The 16946-nt window shown below is 67.8% G+C and carries 18 protein-coding genes; 1 reads left to right on the top strand and 17 read right to left on the bottom strand.

Features of this window, described 5'->3' with window-relative positions:
* The 15 genes from trpC to FQ137_RS14105 form a co-directional block, all read right to left on the bottom strand.
* Entirely contained in the window at window positions 1-858 is an 858-nt protein-coding gene (gene trpC / locus FQ137_RS14175) for an indole-3-glycerol phosphate synthase TrpC (protein WP_149293229.1), read from the bottom strand.
* A gap of 52 nt (window positions 859-910) precedes the next feature.
* The gene (locus tag FQ137_RS14170; protein WP_255584378.1) at window positions 911-1558 is read right to left on the bottom strand and encodes a TIGR02234 family membrane protein; all 648 of its coding nucleotides are present in this window, start codon (window positions 1556-1558) and stop codon (window positions 911-913) included.
* Window positions 1555-3096, bottom strand: coding sequence for an anthranilate synthase component I (locus FQ137_RS14165; RefSeq protein ID WP_149293228.1), 1542 nt, complete (start codon window positions 3094-3096; stop codon window positions 1555-1557). Before FQ137_RS14165 ends, FQ137_RS14170 begins: the two co-directional genes overlap by 4 nt.
* The gene (locus tag FQ137_RS14160) at window positions 3093-3272 is read right to left on the bottom strand and encodes a tautomerase family protein (RefSeq protein ID WP_149293227.1); all 180 of its coding nucleotides are present in this window, start codon (window positions 3270-3272) and stop codon (window positions 3093-3095) included. Before FQ137_RS14160 ends, FQ137_RS14165 begins: the two co-directional genes overlap by 4 nt.
* Window positions 3273-3277: 5 nt before the next feature.
* Window positions 3278-3631, bottom strand: coding sequence for a phosphoribosyl-AMP cyclohydrolase (hisI, locus tag FQ137_RS14155; protein ID WP_149293226.1), 354 nt, complete (start codon window positions 3629-3631; stop codon window positions 3278-3280).
* A complete protein-coding gene (gene hisF, locus FQ137_RS14150; RefSeq protein ID WP_149293225.1) occupies window positions 3628-4401 on the bottom strand; it encodes an imidazole glycerol phosphate synthase subunit HisF in 774 nt (257 codons plus the stop codon). The genes hisI and hisF overlap by 4 nt, the downstream gene beginning before the upstream one ends.
* Window positions 4402-4408: 7 nt before the next feature.
* Window positions 4409-5323 (bottom strand): inositol monophosphatase family protein, encoded by a 915-nt coding sequence (locus tag FQ137_RS14145; RefSeq protein WP_149293224.1) that lies wholly within the window; start codon window positions 5321-5323, stop codon window positions 4409-4411.
* Between the two features lie 65 nt (window positions 5324-5388).
* Window positions 5389-6138 (bottom strand): bifunctional 1-(5-phosphoribosyl)-5-((5-phosphoribosylamino)methylideneamino)imidazole-4-carboxamide isomerase/phosphoribosylanthranilate isomerase PriA, encoded by a 750-nt coding sequence (gene priA, locus FQ137_RS14140; RefSeq protein ID WP_149293223.1) that lies wholly within the window; start codon window positions 6136-6138, stop codon window positions 5389-5391.
* 5 nt (window positions 6139-6143) lie between these two features.
* The gene (locus FQ137_RS14135) at window positions 6144-6395 is read right to left on the bottom strand and encodes a hypothetical protein (RefSeq protein WP_149293222.1); all 252 of its coding nucleotides are present in this window, start codon (window positions 6393-6395) and stop codon (window positions 6144-6146) included.
* Between the two features lie 22 nt (window positions 6396-6417).
* A complete protein-coding gene (gene hisH / locus FQ137_RS14130) occupies window positions 6418-7083 on the bottom strand; it encodes an imidazole glycerol phosphate synthase subunit HisH (protein WP_149293221.1) in 666 nt (221 codons plus the stop codon).
* Window positions 7080-8327, bottom strand: a complete 1248-nt coding sequence (locus tag FQ137_RS14125; protein WP_188065089.1) for an MFS transporter — start codon at window positions 8325-8327, stop codon at window positions 7080-7082. The genes hisH and FQ137_RS14125 overlap by 4 nt, the downstream gene beginning before the upstream one ends.
* A gap of 7 nt (window positions 8328-8334) precedes the next feature.
* On the bottom strand, window positions 8335-8958 hold the full coding sequence (gene hisB / locus FQ137_RS14120) for an imidazoleglycerol-phosphate dehydratase HisB (protein ID WP_149293219.1): 624 nt from the start codon (window positions 8956-8958) through the stop codon (window positions 8335-8337).
* Window positions 8955-10094 (bottom strand): histidinol-phosphate transaminase, encoded by a 1140-nt coding sequence (locus FQ137_RS14115; RefSeq protein WP_149293218.1) that lies wholly within the window; start codon window positions 10092-10094, stop codon window positions 8955-8957. Before FQ137_RS14115 ends, hisB begins: the two co-directional genes overlap by 4 nt.
* Window positions 10091-11431: a histidinol dehydrogenase gene (hisD, locus tag FQ137_RS14110; protein WP_149293326.1), complete on the bottom strand. Its 1341-nt coding sequence runs from the start codon at window positions 11429-11431 to the stop codon at window positions 10091-10093. Before hisD ends, FQ137_RS14115 begins: the two co-directional genes overlap by 4 nt.
* A gap of 199 nt (window positions 11432-11630) precedes the next feature.
* A complete protein-coding gene (locus FQ137_RS14105) occupies window positions 11631-12560 on the bottom strand; it encodes a hypothetical protein (RefSeq protein ID WP_149293217.1) in 930 nt (309 codons plus the stop codon).
* A gap of 821 nt (window positions 12561-13381) precedes the next feature.
* Here FQ137_RS14105 and FQ137_RS14095 point away from each other — a divergent pair.
* Window positions 13382-13840, top strand: coding sequence for an Hsp20/alpha crystallin family protein (locus FQ137_RS14095; RefSeq protein WP_149293216.1), 459 nt, complete (start codon window positions 13382-13384; stop codon window positions 13838-13840).
* Between the two features lie 72 nt (window positions 13841-13912).
* Here the strand turns inward: FQ137_RS14095 and FQ137_RS14090 are convergent, their stop codons facing one another.
* The gene (locus tag FQ137_RS14090; protein ID WP_149293215.1) at window positions 13913-15523 is read right to left on the bottom strand and encodes an NERD domain-containing protein; all 1611 of its coding nucleotides are present in this window, start codon (window positions 15521-15523) and stop codon (window positions 13913-13915) included.
* 108 nt (window positions 15524-15631) lie between these two features.
* The gene (locus tag FQ137_RS14085) at window positions 15632-16924 is read right to left on the bottom strand and encodes a hypothetical protein (RefSeq protein WP_255584376.1); all 1293 of its coding nucleotides are present in this window, start codon (window positions 16922-16924) and stop codon (window positions 15632-15634) included.
* Between the last annotated feature and the right edge of the window lie 22 nt (window positions 16925-16946).

The raw sequence follows: 16946 nt of genomic DNA, 5'->3' as shown, positions 1-16946 counted from the left end.
CTAGCGGGGTCCCTGCGGGCAGGACGGGTGGGCACCCGCCGTGGCCAGAGCATTGCACGCCGCACGCGGATCGCCCTTCGTCACCAGTCCCTCGCCCACGAGCACGGCGTCCGCACCCACGCTGGCGTACGCCAGCAGATCCGAGGAGTCCCGCACACCGGACTCGGCGATCTTCACCACGTCCGACGGCAACCCCGGTGCGATCCGGGAGAATACATCCCTGTCCACCTCGAGGGTCTTGAGGTTGCGGGCGTTGACGCCGATGACCGTGGCACCGGCTTCCAGCGCGCGGTCGGCCTCCTCCTCGGTGTGGACTTCGACGAGCGCCGTCATTCCCAACGACTCCGTGCGGTCGAGCAGCGACACCAGTGCGTCCTGTTCGAGCGCGGCCACGATGAGTAGGACCAGGTCCGCGCCGTGCGCCCGCGCCTCATGGATCTGATAGGGCCCCACCACGAAATCCTTGCGGAGGACGGGGATGTCCACGGCGCGACGGACCGCGTCGAGATCGGCCAGGCTGCCGTGAAAACGGCGCTCCTCGGTCAGGCATGAGATGACGCGTGCCCCACCCTCCTCGTACATCCGGGCCAGCACCGCGGGGTCGGGAATCTCGGCGAGGGCACCCTTGGAAGGGCTCGCCCTCTTGACCTCGGCGATGACACCCACCCCGGGGTCCCGCAGCACCTTGAGAGCATCGAGCGGATCCGGGGCCGACTGGGCGGCCTTCTTCACCGACGCCATGTCGATGACGGCCTCACGGGCTGCGACGTCCTTGCGGACGCCGTCGAGAATTGAGTCCAGCACGGTACCCACCGTGACCTCCCTCTGCAGTCGTGGGGCGGAAAGTGTGATCGACATCAACAATAGAGGTCCCCCGCGCGGTTCCCGAATCGGGCCCGCGCATGGACTGTCAGCCGGTCGGGTCCCGCCCGTCGTCCAATTCCTGCCAGAGGTCCCGCCCGTCGTCCTTTCCCGGGTCCGGCCCGACCGCGGCCCCTTCCCGACGCGCTGCCGGGGTCACGTACCGGTCGTCGCGTCGCACCGGTCGGGCCGGCCAGGCGAGGACGACGATCCCCGACGCGATCAGCGCAGCCGCACCCACGCCGGTGGTCACGGGCCCCGCGGGCCGTGTCGACAAGTCGGTGATCTGCGACCACTGCGGGATCGACTCGGAACCCGCGACACCCGGCCCGGCGTCGGTCCGGGCCAGCCCCTCGTCGCTGGTGATCACGGAGTGGACCCGCTCGGCGTCGACGTCGCCCACGGAGGTCAGCATGAGGCCCCCGGCGGCCACGCCGAGCAGTGCAATGACCACCCCCACGGCGCGGGCAGCCGCGCCGCGCACCAGCGCCACGGCTGCGACCGCCGCCACGGCGCCCAATGCGAGCGGGACCAGGGCGGGCTGCCAGTCACTTCCGGTCAGGGCCCGCCGTGCCTGCCCCGACTGGTCGTTGAAGGCGACGACGTCCAGCCAGACGACTCGGGAGGCGACCCACAGCAGGGCCGCAGCCGATAGCAACAGGACCACGGGAAGAAGTAGGCGCACGCGTCGGGTCATCGACTCTCCCCCGCATCTCGCAACGTCTCCGCAGCGGCGACGGCCCGCAGGACCGCCATCGCCTTGTTGGCACACTCGGCATCCTCCGAGGCCGCTATCGAGTCGGCGACGATTCCGGCCCCTGCCTGGACGTACGCCGTGCCGCCCTTGATCACGGCCGAACGTATCGCGATGGCCTGATCGGTGTTGCCGGCGAAGTCGACGTAGCCGACCACTCCTCCGTAGACCCCGCGCCGTGTGTCCTCGAGGTCCTCGATGATCTGCAGTGCGCGCGGTTTGGGCGATCCGGACAGGGTGCCGGCCGGGAAACACGCGGTCACCGCGTCGATGCCCGTCTGCCCATCGGCCAGTCGCCCGGTCACCGTGGACACGAGGTGCATCACGTGGCTGTACCGCTCCACCTGGCGGAACTCCGTCACCTCCACCGTGCCCGGCACGCAGACCCGGCCGAGGTCGTTGCGACCGAGATCGACCAGCATCAAGTGTTCGGCGTTCTCCTTCGCGTCATCCACCAGCTCCTTGGCGAGCAGGGTGTCGTGCTCGTCGTCGTCACCCCTCGGTCTGGTGCCCGCGATCGGGTGGGTCTTCGCCTCTCCGTCCTGGACGGTCACCAACGCCTCCGGGCTCGATCCCACGATGGTGAAGGCGGTACCGCCGAAACCGTCCTCCCCGCTGCCGTCCGGGATCGTCATGAGGAACATGTACGGACTCGGGTTGGTGGTCCGCAGGATCCTGTAGACGTCCCGCGGCGAGGCCGCGGTGTCGACCTCGAAGCGTTGGCTGAGGACCACCTGGAAGGCCTCGCCCGAATGGATCTGCTCGATGATGTCAGCGACCCGCGCGTGGTAGGTGTCCTCGTCGGTGCAGCGGCGCACGTCGGGTACCGGGGTCTCGAATACGCTCACCCCGCCCGCGCCGGGCTCGGCGAGTCGCGCGGTCATCGCATCGACCCGGCCCACCGCGTCCGCGTAGGCCTGGTCGACCCGCTCGTCGCTGCCGTCCCAGTTGACCGCATTAGCGATGAGATGGATCCGACCCTCGTGGTGGTCAAACGCGGCGATGTCCGTGGCCAACAATTGCACGAGCTCCGGAACAGCCAGATCGTCGGTGGTGTCGGGCACGATCCGTTCAAGCCGACGAACGATGTCGTACCCGAGGTAGCCGACCATCCCGGACGTCAGCGGCGGCAGACCCGGGATCTGATCGGTGCGCAAGAGATCAAGGGTCCTCCGGAGTGCTTCCAGCGGATCACCACCGGTGGGCGCGCCCGCTGGCACATGTCCCCACCACGTCGCCTCGCCGGCGTCGTCAACGGTCAGCGCGGCAGCAGAACCGCAGCCGATGAACGACCATCTGGACCAGGATCGCCCGTGCTCGGCGGACTCCAGCAGGAACGTCCCCGGCCTGTCGCCGGCGAGTTTGACGTACGCCGACAACGGGGTGTCGGAGTCTGCCAACACCGTGCGCACCACGGGCACAACTCGGTGGCCAGCAGCAAGCGTCCGGAACTGGTCGAATGTGGTGGTCTCGGTGCTCATCCGAATGCCTTGCCACCGATCCCGAAGGAGTCGTGCGGCATGTCGCGGATGTGGACCCACACCTTGTCTGGGTCCTTGCCCGAGGCGTCGGCGTACGCGGCCGTGACGGCCTTGATAACGCTGGCCTTGTCCGTCGCGGTCATCCCGTCGAGCTGGTTAATCTGGATGAAGGGCACGCCGATCAGTCCTCTCCGAGCAAAGTGGCGGTGTCGAAACAGCTGATGGTGCCGTTGTGGCAGGCCGCACCGGTCTGTTCGACACTGAGCAGGACGGTGTCGCCGTCGCAGTCGATCTCCACACTGCGGACGTGCTGCACATGCCCGGAAGTCTCCCCCTTGACCCACCTTTGGCCCCGCGAGCGGGAGAAGTAGACGCCCCGTCGGGTTTCCAGGGTTTCGGCCAGGGCGGCGTCATCCATCCACGCCATCATGAGCACACGGCCCGAGGTGGCGTCCTGCACGACCGCCGCGATCAGGCCGTCGTCGTTGCGGGAGAGCCGATCGGCGACGGCAGGGTCGAGAACGAACTCTCTCATCGGACCGTGATCCCTTCTGCCGCGAGTGCCTTCTTGACGTCCCCGATGGTCATCTCGCCGAAGTGAAAAACACTCGCGGCGAGGACAGCGTCGGCCCCGGCATGGACCGCCGGAGCGAAGTGTTCGACCGAACCGGCACCGCCCGAGGCGATGACGGGGATCGACACTGCCTCGCGGACCGCCCGCACCATCGCCAGATCGAAGCCCGCCTTGGTGCCGTCGGCATCCATGGAGTTGAGCAGGATTTCGCCCACTCCGAGGTCCTGTCCGCGACGGGCCCATTCGACGGCGTCGATGCCGGTGCCGCGGCGTCCACCGTGAGTGGTGACCTCCCAGCCGGACGGGGTGGGAGCGGAACCCTCGGGAACGGTACGCGCGTCCACGGACAGGACGATGCACTGCGATCCGAAGCGACGACTGAGCTCTCCGAGAAGCTCGGGGCGGGCGATGGCGGCGGTGTTGACACTCACTTTGTCCGCGCCCGCGCGCAGCAATTGGTTGACGTCCTCTTCCGTTCGTACCCCTCCTCCCACGGTGAGGGGGATGAAGATCTGCTCGGCGGTCCGTTTGACCACGTCGATCATCGTGCCGCGTCCCGATGACGACGCAGTGACGTCGAGGAAGGTGAGCTCGTCGGCCCCCTGCTCGTCGTAGGCGGCGGCCAGTTCGACGGGGTCGCCCGCGTCACGGAGGTCGAGGAAGTTCACTCCCTTGACCACGCGGCCGGCGTCCACGTCCAAACACGGGATGATCCTTGTTGCAAGTGTCATGACCGGGTCACCGCTCACTCTCGAGCCACGGGCGCGGACTGTCGGGTTCCGGAGTAGCGCGCCGTCGCCCAGCCTCAAGGAAGTTGCTCGGCTCGCCGAGCTGCCGAATGGTGTCGAGGACCTCAGCGTGAGCCCGCGGACCCGCGGCGAGGATGGACAGGGAGTCGGTCGACCACGGCTCACCTGTGAGGTCCGTGACCACCCCACCCGCGGAGCGGATATGTGACGCCCCGGCCGCGTTGTCCCACGCGAAATTGCCGAAGCTCACCGCTGCGGACAGTCTCCCCGATGCGACGAACGACAAGTCGACTCCTGTGGATCCGAACTTCCGGGTCCGCGCCGCGTCGAGCGTGAGTTGCTCGAATACCTCGCGGCGATACGCCGGCGGGTACGTCGCGCGCGCACCGGTGTTGAGCGATCCCAGCCCCAGCGCGACGTCGCGGATGGAGGCGTCGGGAATCTGCGGGACCTCTACGCCGTTCTCCTTGAGCCGGCTCCCCGCGATAGAGGTGAACGACAACCCCAGCAGCGGCAGCCACGTCAGACCGAGAACCGGCTGACGCTCGTGGACCAACGAGACCAGTATGCCAGCGGTCGGTATGCCCAGCGAATAGTTAGCGGTGCCGTCGACGGGATCCACCACCCAGATGGTGCCCTCGTTCACGGGTGGACCGCCGTATTCCTCACCGTGCACGTCGAGCCCTGTCTCCGTCCGCAGGGATTCCGAGATACGGCGCTCCAGTTCCAGGTCCAGTTCGGTCGCGAAATCGTTGCGCGATCCCTTGTTCTGGATGCTCTTCGCCCCGACTCCCTCGATGAACCTGGGTGCCACCTCGTCGAGCACGCGTACGGCCAGCGCGAGCGCCTCGACCGGGTCGACGGGGAGGTCCGTCGGCAGGGCGTTTCCTGTCTGATCGTCCATCTCGGGCCTCCTGCTCGAGGTCGTGCGGGGTCGGGAAGCTACCAGGCGGTCACCGCGCGCGGCACTCAGCGCCGACTGACGGCGGCGAGTGCCTCGGGCAGGGTGAATCGGCCCGCATAGAGGGCCTTGCCCACGATCGCACCTTCCACGCCCTGCGGCACCAGCGTGGCGATGGCCTCGAGGTCCGCAACCGAGGAGACGCCCCCCGACGCCACCACCGGGGCGTCGGTGGCCGCGCACACCTGCGAGAGCATCTCCAGGTTGGGGCCGTTGAGCATGCCGTCCTTGGAGACGTCAGTGACCACGTACCGGGCGCAACCGTCCTTGTCCAGACGCTCGAGAACCTCCCAGAGGTTGCCGCCATCGGAAACCCACCCGCGGCCCCGCAACCTGGGCTCGCCGTCGATCACGCGAACGTCGAGGCCGACCGCGATGCGGTCACCGTGACGAGCGATGGCCGAGGCGCACCACTCCGGATTCTCCAACGCGGCCGTGCCCAGGTTGACACGGGCGCACCCAGTTGCCAGGGCAGCCTCGAGCGAATCGTCATCGCGGATCCCACCGGACATCTCGACCTTGACGTCGAGCGCTCCCACGACCTCGGCGAGGAGTTCGCGGTTCGAGCCCCGGCCGAAAGCAGCATCGAGGTCCACGAGGTGGACCCATTCCGCCCCGTCACGCTGCCACTGAAGCGCCGCGTCGATCGGCGCGCCGTAAGAAGTCTCGGTACCGGCCTCCCCCTGCACGAGACGGACGGCCTGCCCGTCGGCGACGTCGACAGCAGGAAGGAGTTCGAGGTATCTGGCGTTGGTCACGGCGATCAGCCTAGTCCGTCCCCATCGGGGGTCTCCGCCTGCCCGCCGGGGTCCTCGCCGTATTCGGCGCGGATCGCGCGATCGGTGATGCGGTTGGAGACCAGGCCCATCGCCACGACTGCCATGATCATGCCCACCAACGCGACAATGGCCCTGACGGCCGGCGGAACGGGGAGCAGGGCGACTGCGACCGCGGTCACCGCCAGCACCAGCACCCCTGCCCCCGCTACCCCCAGCGCGAGCACGGCGAACGACACCGGAGCGGGGCCCCGCCCACCCCTAGCGGACAAAACGGATCCAGTTCTCGAGGAGGTGTAAGCCCGCGTCACCCGATTTTTCGGGATGGAACTGGGTGGCGGCCAGGGGCCCGTTCTCTACCGCAGCGATGAACCTGGTGCCGTGCTCGGCCCAGGTGACATCCGGGGGACGGAGGTGATCCGAGGGTTCCATCTCCCAGCGTCTAACGCCGTAGGAGTGGACGAAGTAGAAGCGTTCGTCGGCGGGCATGCCGGCAAACAGAATAGTGTCCGAGGGCGCCTCGACAGTGTTCCAACCCATGTGCGGCAACACGGGTGCGTCCAGCTTCTCGACGACACCGGGCCACTCACCGCACCCCGGCACACCTGGCGAACCTTCGTGCTCCCCATCAGCGAATTCGGTGCCGCGCTCGAACATCACCTGCATACCAACGCAGATGCCCAGAACGGGCCGACTGCCCGCGAGACGCTCCCCGATGATCCGTGGCCCCTTAACCGCTTCGAGGCCCTTCATGCACGCGGCGAACGCACCGACCCCTGGCACGACCAACGCCTCCGCCTCTGTGGCAACGCGCGGATCCGAGGTGAGCTCGACCCGGGCTCCCACGCGCTCGAGCGCGCGCTGTGCCGACCGCAGGTTTCCCGAGCCATAATCCAGGAGCGCTACCCGCGTGGCCGAATTCGTCATTGGTTCACCTTATCCCCGGGGTCCGTCACGGGCAGATCGCGCGTAGGTCTGGTGCGCCGGCCACCCACCGCCGCCGGGCCACCGACCGCCAGTACGACCCCCGCCGCCACGGCAAACAGCACGACGTAACCAAAACCTGCGAACCCTCCCATCACCACAGACCCGAGACCAGTGCCCGCGTCGAAGGAGATATTCCACGATGCGGACGCCGTCCCCAGTCGCGAGCGCGGCATCCGCTCGAACGACGCGACAAGAGCCTCGTTCTGCACCGCACCGAACCCGAGGCCGAAGACGACCGTCGGCACGAGGAACCACCAGGGGTTTACCTCAATCATCAACAGACCCGCGATGCCGAGCATTCCCACCGCCGCTACAACGAGACCAGGCCAGACCAACGCTCCAGGGCCGCGCCGGTCCGAGATGAGTCCGGCGAACGTGCGGCCGACGATCACACCGGCGCCCAACAACCCGAGCCCGACCCCGGCGACCACCGCGCCGCTGCCGGAGGCGAGGGAATCCAGGGCGGGCGACAAGAACGATGCCGCGGCGCCATAGGGCAGGGTGACCGCCACCATGACCAGAAACGGACCGGCGAGAAGGATCAATACCTGCTTGGCACTGAGGGTCAACTGCCCCGATGGTTCCGGTGGACTCGGGTACACGTGTGGCAGGCGTGCGGCCGCGACCAGACCGACCACGCCGAACGCGGTGGCGGACCACGCCACAGTGGGCAACCCAAAGATGTCGAGCAGCCACAGCCCGACCGGAAGGAAGATCGCCTCGGAGATCCCCACGGCGAGGCCGATCAGCGATGTAGCCCGCCCGAGCATGCCGGGCGGGGCCAACTCTGCAACGAGGGCGGAACCAGCAACGGTCATCATTCCGAAGCCTGCGCCACGCACACCGCTGATCGCCAACACCGCAAACGAGCCGTCGAACAGGGCGAGCAGCCCCGAGGGCAGTCCGAGCAGCGAGCTTCCGATCGCCAAAACCCAGCGATAACCGATCACGCTCGTCAGACGGGGGGTGGCGAGTTGGAACAGAACCGTCACAGTCATGAACACGCCGGTGGTGGCGCCGGCAACGAACTCACTACCGCCTCCGCGAACCACGGCGAGCGGAACCACGGGCAGAAGCAGGGAGAAACCACCGAACGCGAGGAGCACCAGCACGAACGCGGCCGAGACTCCAGGGGTGCGGGCCAGCTGAGTGAACGCCCCAGGGGCGGCGACGCGCGGGGTCACGCCGGCATCACAACGCGCCCTTGGTGGAGGGGATCCCGGTGATCCTCTGATCCGGCTCGACAGCTGCTCGCAGGGCTCGGGCCACGGCTTTGTACTCAGCCTCGGTGATGTGGTGCGGATCGCGGCCATAATGCACGCGGACGTGCAGCGCGATCCGGGCGTTGTAGGCGAGGGTCTCGAATACGTGGCGATTGAGCACCGTGCCGTACGGCGCACTGTCGTGGCCGATCACGACGTAGCCGATCATCATCTCGGGCTCACCGGTGTGGACGAAGTAGGGCCGGCCGGAGACGTCGACGACGGCCTCGGCAAGAGTCTCGTCCATGGGGAGCGAGCACTGGCCGAAGCGACGGATGCCGCGCTTGTCGCCGAGTGCGTGGGCGAGCGCCTGGCCCAGGACGATCGCTGTGTCCTCCACCGTGTGGTGCCCTTCGATCTCGACATCACCCGTCGCGCGGACGGTGAGGTCGAACGCTCCGTGCTGCCCGAAAGCCGTGAGCATGTGGTCGAAGAACGGCACCCCGGTCGAGATGTCAGTCCGTCCCGTGCCGTCGAGGTCGATCTCCACGACGATCGACGATTCCTTGGTCGTTCTCTCGGCTCGTCCCCGTCGCGCGGTCTGTTCACTCATCGGTTCTCCTCGGTTCCGGTCTCGATCTCCTTGACCGCCAACTCGGCGCTCACCTGCAGCAGCCGATTGTTCTCGTGCTCGAGTCCGATGGTCGCACGAAGTCGGCCCGGGATGCCGACGTCGCGGATCAGCACACCGGAGTCCAGATAACGCTGCCACGCTCGCGGCGCGTCGACGAACGGCCCGTAGAGCACGAAGTTGGCCTCGCTGGGGAGCACCTCGTAGCCCAGCTCCTCGAGCCCGACGGTGACGCGCTTACGCTCCTGAGCCAGCAGGGCGACTGAGGCCAGCGTCTCGTCGGCGTGACGCAGGGCGGCCCGGGCGGCGGCCTGCGCGATCATGGACAGATGGTAAGGCAACCTCACGAGTAGCACCGCCTCGACGAAGGACGGGTCGGCCGCGAAGTAGCCCAGCCTGCCCCCGGCGAAGGCGAACGCTTTGCTCATGGTCCGCGAGACGACGAGCTTGGCCGGGTATTCGGCGAGCAGTGTGCACGCGCTCGGGGACGGTGAGAATTCCGCGTATGCCTCGTCCACCACCACGACCCCGGGTGATGCATCAAGTAGGCGGCGCAGATCGTCGAGTTCGATCACGTGCCCTGTGGGGTTGTTGGGAGTGGTGACGAACACCACCTCGGGCCGGTGCTGCTCGATTGCTGCCACCGCGTTCTCGATATCAATGGAGAGATCAGCCCCGCGGTCCACGGGGAGCCACTCGGTGTCGGTGCCGGCGGCGAGGATCGGATGCATCGAGTAACTGGGGACGAAGCCCATGGCGCTGCGTCCCGGCCCACCGAAAGCCTGGAGAATCTGCTGAAGGATCTCGTTGGAACCGTTGGCCGCCCACAGCATGTCGACGTCCAGGGGGACGCCGGTCTGGCGAGTCAGGTAAGCGGCCAGGTCGGTGCGCAGCGCGACGGCGTCGCGGTCGGGGTAGCGGTTGAGGCCCGCGGCGGCCGCAGAGACTGCCTCGGCGATGTCGGCGACGAGTTCCGGACTTGGCGGGTGCGGGTTCTCGTTGGTGTTGAGCTGGACAGGTACCTCCAGTTGAGGGGCGCCGTAGGCGCTCCGCCCGCGCAGATTCTCGCGCAGCGGAAGCGCGTCCAAGCCCACCCCGGGACGCGGGGAGTCGGTCATCGTTCCCCCTCCCCCGCCGTGAGGTCCTCGAAACGGGAACGCACGGCCTCGCCGTGTGCGGGCAGCCGCTCCGCGTCCGCCAGGGCGACGACGGTCGGCGCGATCTCCTTGAGGGCGGCCTGGTCATAGTCGACCACGTGGATACCCCGCAGGAAGGTCTGCACGCTCAACCCCGAAGAGTGACGGGCCGTTCCGGACGTGGGCAACACATGGTTGGACCCGGCCGCGTAGTCGCCGAGCGGAACCGGCGAGTAGGCACCCACGAAGATCGCGCCGGCATTGCGCACCCGAGCGGCATCGGCCGCCGAATCGCGGGTCTGGACCTCGAGGTGCTCGGCAGCGTAGGCGTCGACCACCCGCAGCCCCGCCTCGATGTCGTCCACCAGGATGATGCCCGACTGCGGGCCCTCGAGCGCCTCGCGTACTCGACCCGAATTGAGGGTCACGTCGTAGCGCGCCTCAATCTCGCGGTCCACATTGTCAGCCAACGCCTCAGAGTCGGTGACCAGGACGCTCGCGGCGTTCGGATCATGTTCCGCCTGGCTTATGAGGTCGTAGGCTACGTGGACCGGGTCGGCGGTGTCGTCCGCGAGAACGGCGATCTCTGTGGGGCCGGCCTCGGAGTCGATGCCCACGACACTCCGGCACAAACGCTTGGCCGCGGTGACGTACACGTTGCCGGGGCCGGTGACCATGTCGACCGGCTCGAGAACAGAGTCATCCATGTCCTGACCCCCGTACGCCAGGAGCGCCACGGCCTGCGCGCCACCCACGGCCCAGACCTCCTCAACCCCGAGCAGAGCACACGCGGCGAGGATGGTCGGGTGCGGCCACCCACCGGAGTCGACCTGGGGCGGTGAGGCCACCACCAATGACCCGACACCGGCGACCTGCGCCGGCACAACGTTCATGATGACGCTCGACGGGTAGACGGCCTTGCCACCCGGAACGTAGAGACCCACCCGTTCGACCGGCACCCAGCGTTCGGTGACGAATCCGCCGGGAGCGACCTCTGTGACGGTGTCGCTTCGACGCTGCGCGGAATGGACGATGCGGGCACGACGAATCGCCTCGGACAGCGCGGCACGGATGCCCGGATCCAACTCCTCGACCGCTCGGCCGATAACCTCGGCCGGCACTCGGACCGACGTCGGTCGGACCCCGTCGAACTTCTCTCCGTAGTCGAGCGCCGCCGAGGCCCCGTGCTCACGGATCGCCTCAACCACCGGACGTACGGTGTCGACGACCGAGTCGACGTCAGCGGCACCGCGCGGGAGTGTGCGTCGCAACTCGGCCGTGCCGAATTTGCGACCGCGCAGGTCGATGCGGGAGAGCATGGTGTGGCCTTTCCTCGGGATCACCGTGACCGCGTGCGGGAACCGGGCCATGAGATCCGGGAGGAGGTCTACGACCGTGACCCGCGCGGCCACCTGGCTCCAGTCTAGTTATGAGGAACCCGACCGCGACTCGGGCACCTGCGTGGGCGCCCTCCTGTCTGCCCCGACTGAGTTGCTGTCTCTTACGCGGCTTCTCCCATCAGCACACTCCGCCCGGGATGGACGCCAGGTGCGGCGCGATCGCGTCCACCATTGTCGTTATCGCCGCGGTCCCCTCCCCGAAGGACGGGGCGTCGACCGCCAGAGAGATCGCGACGTCTCCCCCCGCGGCGCGCACCACTCCGAACTGGCGGACCAGGTAGCCACCACTTTCCCCAGGGCCCCATCCACCCTTGAACCGGGCGCCGGGCAGCCGCCCGAGCCCCCAGCGCTGGTCGGGAGCGATCTGACCCATGAGGTCGATCACCTGCTCCGCGCCGGGCAAGCAGGGCAGCGCGGAGGCGAACCGTGTCTGATCGACCAACGACCACCGGGTCTGACCAAAGATGGAGTATCCGGGGCGACTCGGGACCGAGGGCACTTCAGTGCTCACGTCCCCGCCCTCGGCGAGGAGTCTGCCGACTGCAGTGGCCGATACCGCGCCCCCGCCCAGGCGCTCCCACAGGCTCTCCGCCGCCTGATTGTCGGACACGGTGATGGCAGCAGCGTTGTGCAGAACGGCCTGCGGGTCGGTACGTGCCACGGCGACAGCCAGTGGGATCTTGATCGTCGACCAGGCGACCCCGGTCCGCCAGGCGCCCGCCTCCCTGATCTGGCCGCCACCGACCGGTGCGACGGCGATTCCCGCCGTGACAGTGACAGCACCCGTGACGGCCTCGAGATCCATCGGCGCTGTCGACGGAGACGACCGGGGTAAGAGCTCGGCGGGGGTCTCGACGAGAACCCCGGGAGAGTCCACCCCACCCTGGACAGGAACTCCGGACACGGTGGCCACGGTCTCTGTCACCACGACCTGCGGGGCGCCGCCCGTGGGCTGGAGCACTGCGCACCCGCCGCCTGCCAACCCGACCACGGTGAGGGCCGCCAGTCCGAGCGCCCCCACCGCCCGTCTACGTGACCCCGGCACCATCAGTAGATGTGGACGACTGCGTTGCTGCCGCCCGTGCAGGTCACGACCGACCCACCGACGCACGACATCGCGTAGCTCTTTCCGGTTACCGGGCTGTACGCATTCACCGTCATAGACTGACCGCTTCCTCCTGCTAGTACGTATTGCGACCACACCACCTGGGCGAATTCACAGGAGGTTACCGATGACCCGACCGCCACCGCGGTGTACTGACCCGCGCCCCTGGACATGCACTCGTAAGCACCAGCAAGCCGATCCCCCTGTGCGGGCTGCACAGGTTGGACGTTGGGCGGAGCGTCGGGCGCCGCGGGGGCGGTGACGGTCGCGGAGACCGTCGAGGTTGCCGGGACCGCCGGCGTGCCCGTGAGCCGAGGGGCCAAGACGATCGCGCCGGCGATCAAGAAACCAAGCAGGAGGACCGAGCTCAGGACCAACGACACGATCAACGCGGTGGTCGGCCCGCGCCGCTGGGGCGGCTCCGGGGGTACGGGGCTGAACTGCTCGGTGGGCGGGGAGTCCCAGTTCGGGGGGCCGGTCCATCCGGGGGGCTGGTTATGGGTCAAGGCGAGTCCTGATGTGTCGCTGCGTCGCCGGATGCCCGCAGTAGAGAATTACTTTATCGCACGATGTAAACCAGACCGTCGAATCAGGTCAGGCGCACCGGCATGGGGAGCTGAGCCGGGGCCAAGCCCACCAGGAGCGCGGATGAGCAGCCGAAAGCGAAACCTGAGTCGGGAATACTCAACTATGCGTAGTCGTTGTTCAGGATGCGCCCCCCAAAAACACTGGGCGCTCCCGACCAGTCCTGAAGGAGACCTTCAATGGCCACCAGTAACCGCTTTGATCCGTTCCGTGAGCTCGACCGCCTCTTCGGAGAGGGGCTGCGCACCGCCACTGGGGCGACCTCCTTGCCGATGGACCTGTACAAAGAGGACGACCGGTTTATCGGGCTGATCGATATGCCCGGTGTGGATCCCGAGAGCATCAACATCGATGTGGAGGACCGCACCCTGACCGTCCGCGCCGAACGCCCCGCGCCCGTCGAGGGTGATGCGCAGTGGCTCATGCACGAGCGCCAAGCTGGCACGTTCGCCCGCCAGCTAGCACTCGGCAAGGGGCTGGCCACCGACAAGATCGAAGCCGACTACACCGACGGTGTCCTCCGACTCGTCATTCCGGTGGCCGAGGAGGCGCAGCCCCGCAAGATCGCCGTCTCGCACGGGACCCAGCGCGCTGAGCAGCCGGAGATCGTCGAGGGCTCGTCCGACGTGAGTAACTGATCTGCTCCTCGCGAACGCAGTGTCGCCCCGGCCTCATGCGAGGCCGGGGCGACTCGGCTTCTCTCTAGCGATTCAGATCTCGACCTCCCCCACAGCCACCAGCACATCCGTGGCCCGTGACAGCCCTACATAAAGCCGTTCGCGGAGACGGTCGATTCCCTTGTACCCGTTGCACACCAGGACGACTGCCCGCCGCTCCAGGCCCTTGAAGCCCAACACGTGACCGTAGAAGATGTCGTCCCCGCTCCAGAACGTCTCCCAGTAGGCGTCGTTTCCGTCCTCCTGCAGCTCGACCTGCATCGGATGTCGCGAGCCGATGGTCAACAATGCCACGTCGCGGGGCTCCCAGCCCTCGTCGAGTAACCGCATCGCCTCGTCGTCGCCGACCGCAATCGGGTCCGCACCCTCCGGGACGTCCACGTACCGGACGGCCGGCCCGATACCACCGCGCAATTCCATCCGCTGGCCGGCCAGTGGCATGAACGCACTGGCGATCTGCCGGGTGTTACGCAGGTTGTGGTCCAGTACGAGCGGCACCAGGTCGACGGGCGGGCGGCCGGCACGCTGGAAGACGCTCTGGCCTACGTCCCCGACGATCATCAGCCGACCGTTCTCCCGATCGCGCAGTGCCCCGACCACAGGCGGCCACCAGCTGTCAGCGAAATCCTGGGCCTCGTCCACGATCACCGCGTCGAATCTCTTGCCGTCGGGCAGCTCGTCGGCCAAGTCTGACATCAGAAGGGGCAGTTCCTCCTCCCACCACCGCACCGTCTCCGTCGACCGGATCCGCTCGTCCGGCCCCGCTGGCGCTCCCCATTCCACGCCCAGTGCGTGGAACTCACCCACATACGCGGGTTGCTCCCGTCGCTTCCATCCGCTCGTCACGCGCTTGAGGTAGCTCGCCAACCCGTGCGAGTAGCAGATCAACGCGACCCGCTTCCCGTCCCTCGACAACCGTCGAGCCTGTTCCAGCGCGAGGTAGGTTTTGCCGCTACCGGCGCCACCGCGGATCTCCACCCTCGGCAGCGCATCGACCGCCCGCAACAGCACGGACTGCTCACGGGTGAGGGCGTCGGCGATATCGGCATTCTCGGCGGCACGAGCAACCACGTCTCGTTGCGGCAGACCCCGACCCCCGAGGATCTCCGCCAGCCGGTCGACAGTGTCCGCTGACAGGAACGGGCGGTCCGTCGGCCCCGCCTCGCGAGACAACCGGTAGGCGATCGTCGCAAGCTCGTCGAGCTGACCGCGGTCCACGATCCGATTACGTTGAATCTCCGGCCTAGCGAAATCGTCGGGAATCGAGGCGTTCGGGAAGACCAGCATGTGAGTCCAACGCTGGCGACGCTCGGGCCACCGCGGGTCAGCGCTGACGTACCCCCGCACTGCGTAGAGGGCGTCACGACACTGAGTGACCGGGTCGATCGTGAACCTCTTGGAGCCGCTGCCCTGCACCCATAGCCCGTCCTCGATCTCTATCTGCCCGGCCTTGACCTCCATCGCCACGATCCCCGCGCCGGGCATCGCCACCAGGATGTCGACCTCGTGTTCCTTCTCGCCGGTCGACACCCGCTGCCCCACCACGATGAGGCTGTCGTCGGAGAGTTGGTCGCGCAGGAGGTCCACCACCTTCTCCTCGGTGGGATGACCGTAGACGGGGTGAGCGGGGATAACACGAGGCATGTACAAGGACTACCTTCATCACCGCCGCGCGGAAGGGGCACACGCCGCGCTCGACCGCCACACGTCCGCCGGTCGGCCTTTGAAGCTGTGTTTATCCAGCGTCAAGGCTTACCCGGTGTCGACGACCCACCCCGTGGTCATCTGGCCGATGAACTCCGGCAGACGCACCAGGATCCGGTTCTGCTCGGCCCTGGGATGGAACTCCACCCCGAAATAGCGCACCGCCTCGGCGGGCCGGTCGCGGACCAGCGACCTGAACGCGGGCACGAGATCGTGCTCGATGTACTCCCACCGTGGTTCTCGATCGGCCCAGTTGAACGCCGGCAAGGGGGCGCGCAGTGCTGTAGGTCGGCCGTTCACGTCCGCACGGACGGTCAGCGGCCGGAATTCGCCGAGCGAGGAGGCGCCGGGGATGTCCGGTGCGCCGCCGACGGTGGTCATGTAGGTGAGCACCCTGCCGACGCCAGCGCGAGCAGCTGCGGTGGCGTCCCACTGGTCGGCGATGATCTGATTCTGCTCTCGGGACGCGAGCCGCAGCAGCGCCTCCGACCGGCCTTCCTCACTGCCCCCGTCGAGCATCCGCCAGGCATCGAGTGCGTAGTCGTCGTACGTCCCACCCGCGGCGAGTTCCTCGACTGCCGACAGCCCCTCGGCCGCGTAGGCCTCGTGTACCGGCACCATGTCCATGAAGATGTTGCGCTGCATGATCAGCAGTCGGTGCAGGTACCAGTCCACGTCGGGTTGCTGCAGAGTCGGCCCCACCGTCGCCAGCAGGTGTACGTCGCGTGGCATCTCGCGTGCCAGCTCCCACGGCAGCCCGGCCATCGCTCCCCCGACCCCGAGCCCCGCCTCGTGCACCCCGGGCACGGTGAGCACCTCCCCGATGTCGTCGAGGTCCCAGAAACCGGCCGCGAACGACATCCCGGCGAGACCTGCCATTCCGGGCCACCAAAACCCGTCGTGGGAGTTGTAGAGCCGTAGGTAGTTGATGTACACCTTGTCGACGGTGCCGAGGTTCGCCGCCAAACCCCGTGCCGGCTCCCATTGGTCAAGGTCAATCTGGGCGTTCTCCGCACCCACGGCCAGCCAGTACTGGCGCGCTAGCGTCGAGTAGCGCCCGGGGTCCACACCTGCGGCTCTCGCGGCGTCGAGCGCGGCTCGGAGCTCGCCCACGTCGGAAGTCATGGTGGTGGCGAGCCCTCCGGCGTACTCGCCGTCCGCATTGTCTACGGGGACGTCCAGGTACGCCGCAACCGGCTGCGCGACGCCGACCGCCGGGGAGGCCAGCCCGGGCACCAGCGCCGCGAGCAGCAGGACGGCGAGCAGTCGGGCGAGGCGCTCGCCGGGTCCACGCGGGGTTCGTCTCATCACCATCCCCCAGACCTTGAAGGTGATCCACATCACCTTAGGTGAGTGCGTGGGC

The sequence above is a fragment of the Dietzia sp. ANT_WB102 genome, assembly GCF_008369165.1.
Taxonomy (GTDB): domain Bacteria; phylum Actinomycetota; class Actinomycetes; order Mycobacteriales; family Mycobacteriaceae; genus Dietzia.
Note: the sequence above shows the minus strand (reverse complement) of the source record. Positions and strands in the feature narration are given on the sequence as shown.

Excerpts from the sequence above, each read along its gene's own strand:
- trpC (WP_149293229.1), bottom strand. The coding sequence starts at position 858 with ATGTCGATCACACTTTCCGCCCCACGACTGCAGAGGGAGGTCACGGTG.
- FQ137_RS14170 (WP_255584378.1), bottom strand. The coding sequence starts at position 1,558 with ATGACCCGACGCGTGCGCCTACTTCTTCCCGTGGTCCTGTTGCTATCG.
- FQ137_RS14165 (WP_149293228.1), bottom strand. The coding sequence starts at position 3,096 with ATGAGCACCGAGACCACCACATTCGACCAGTTCCGGACGCTTGCTGCT.
- hisI (WP_149293226.1), bottom strand. The coding sequence starts at position 3,631 with ATGAGAGAGTTCGTTCTCGACCCTGCCGTCGCCGATCGGCTCTCCCGC.
- hisF (WP_149293225.1), bottom strand. The coding sequence starts at position 4,401 with ATGACACTTGCAACAAGGATCATCCCGTGTTTGGACGTGGACGCCGGC.
- FQ137_RS14145 (WP_149293224.1), bottom strand. The coding sequence starts at position 5,323 with ATGGACGATCAGACAGGAAACGCCCTGCCGACGGACCTCCCCGTCGAC.
- hisH (WP_149293221.1), bottom strand. The coding sequence starts at position 7,083 with ATGACGAATTCGGCCACGCGGGTAGCGCTCCTGGATTATGGCTCGGGA.
- hisB (WP_149293219.1), bottom strand. The coding sequence starts at position 8,958 with ATGAGTGAACAGACCGCGCGACGGGGACGAGCCGAGAGAACGACCAAG.
- FQ137_RS14115 (WP_149293218.1), bottom strand. The coding sequence starts at position 10,094 with ATGACCGACTCCCCGCGTCCCGGGGTGGGCTTGGACGCGCTTCCGCTG.
- hisD (WP_149293326.1), bottom strand. The coding sequence starts at position 11,431 with ATGCTCTCCCGCATCGACCTGCGCGGTCGCAAATTCGGCACGGCCGAG.
- FQ137_RS14105 (WP_149293217.1), bottom strand. The coding sequence starts at position 12,560 with ATGGTGCCGGGGTCACGTAGACGGGCGGTGGGGGCGCTCGGACTGGCG.
- FQ137_RS14095 (WP_149293216.1), top strand. The coding sequence starts at position 13,382 with ATGGCCACCAGTAACCGCTTTGATCCGTTCCGTGAGCTCGACCGCCTC.
- FQ137_RS14090 (WP_149293215.1), bottom strand. The coding sequence starts at position 15,523 with ATGCCTCGTGTTATCCCCGCTCACCCCGTCTACGGTCATCCCACCGAG.
- FQ137_RS14085 (WP_255584376.1), bottom strand. The coding sequence starts at position 16,924 with ATGTGGATCACCTTCAAGGTCTGGGGGATGGTGATGAGACGAACCCCG.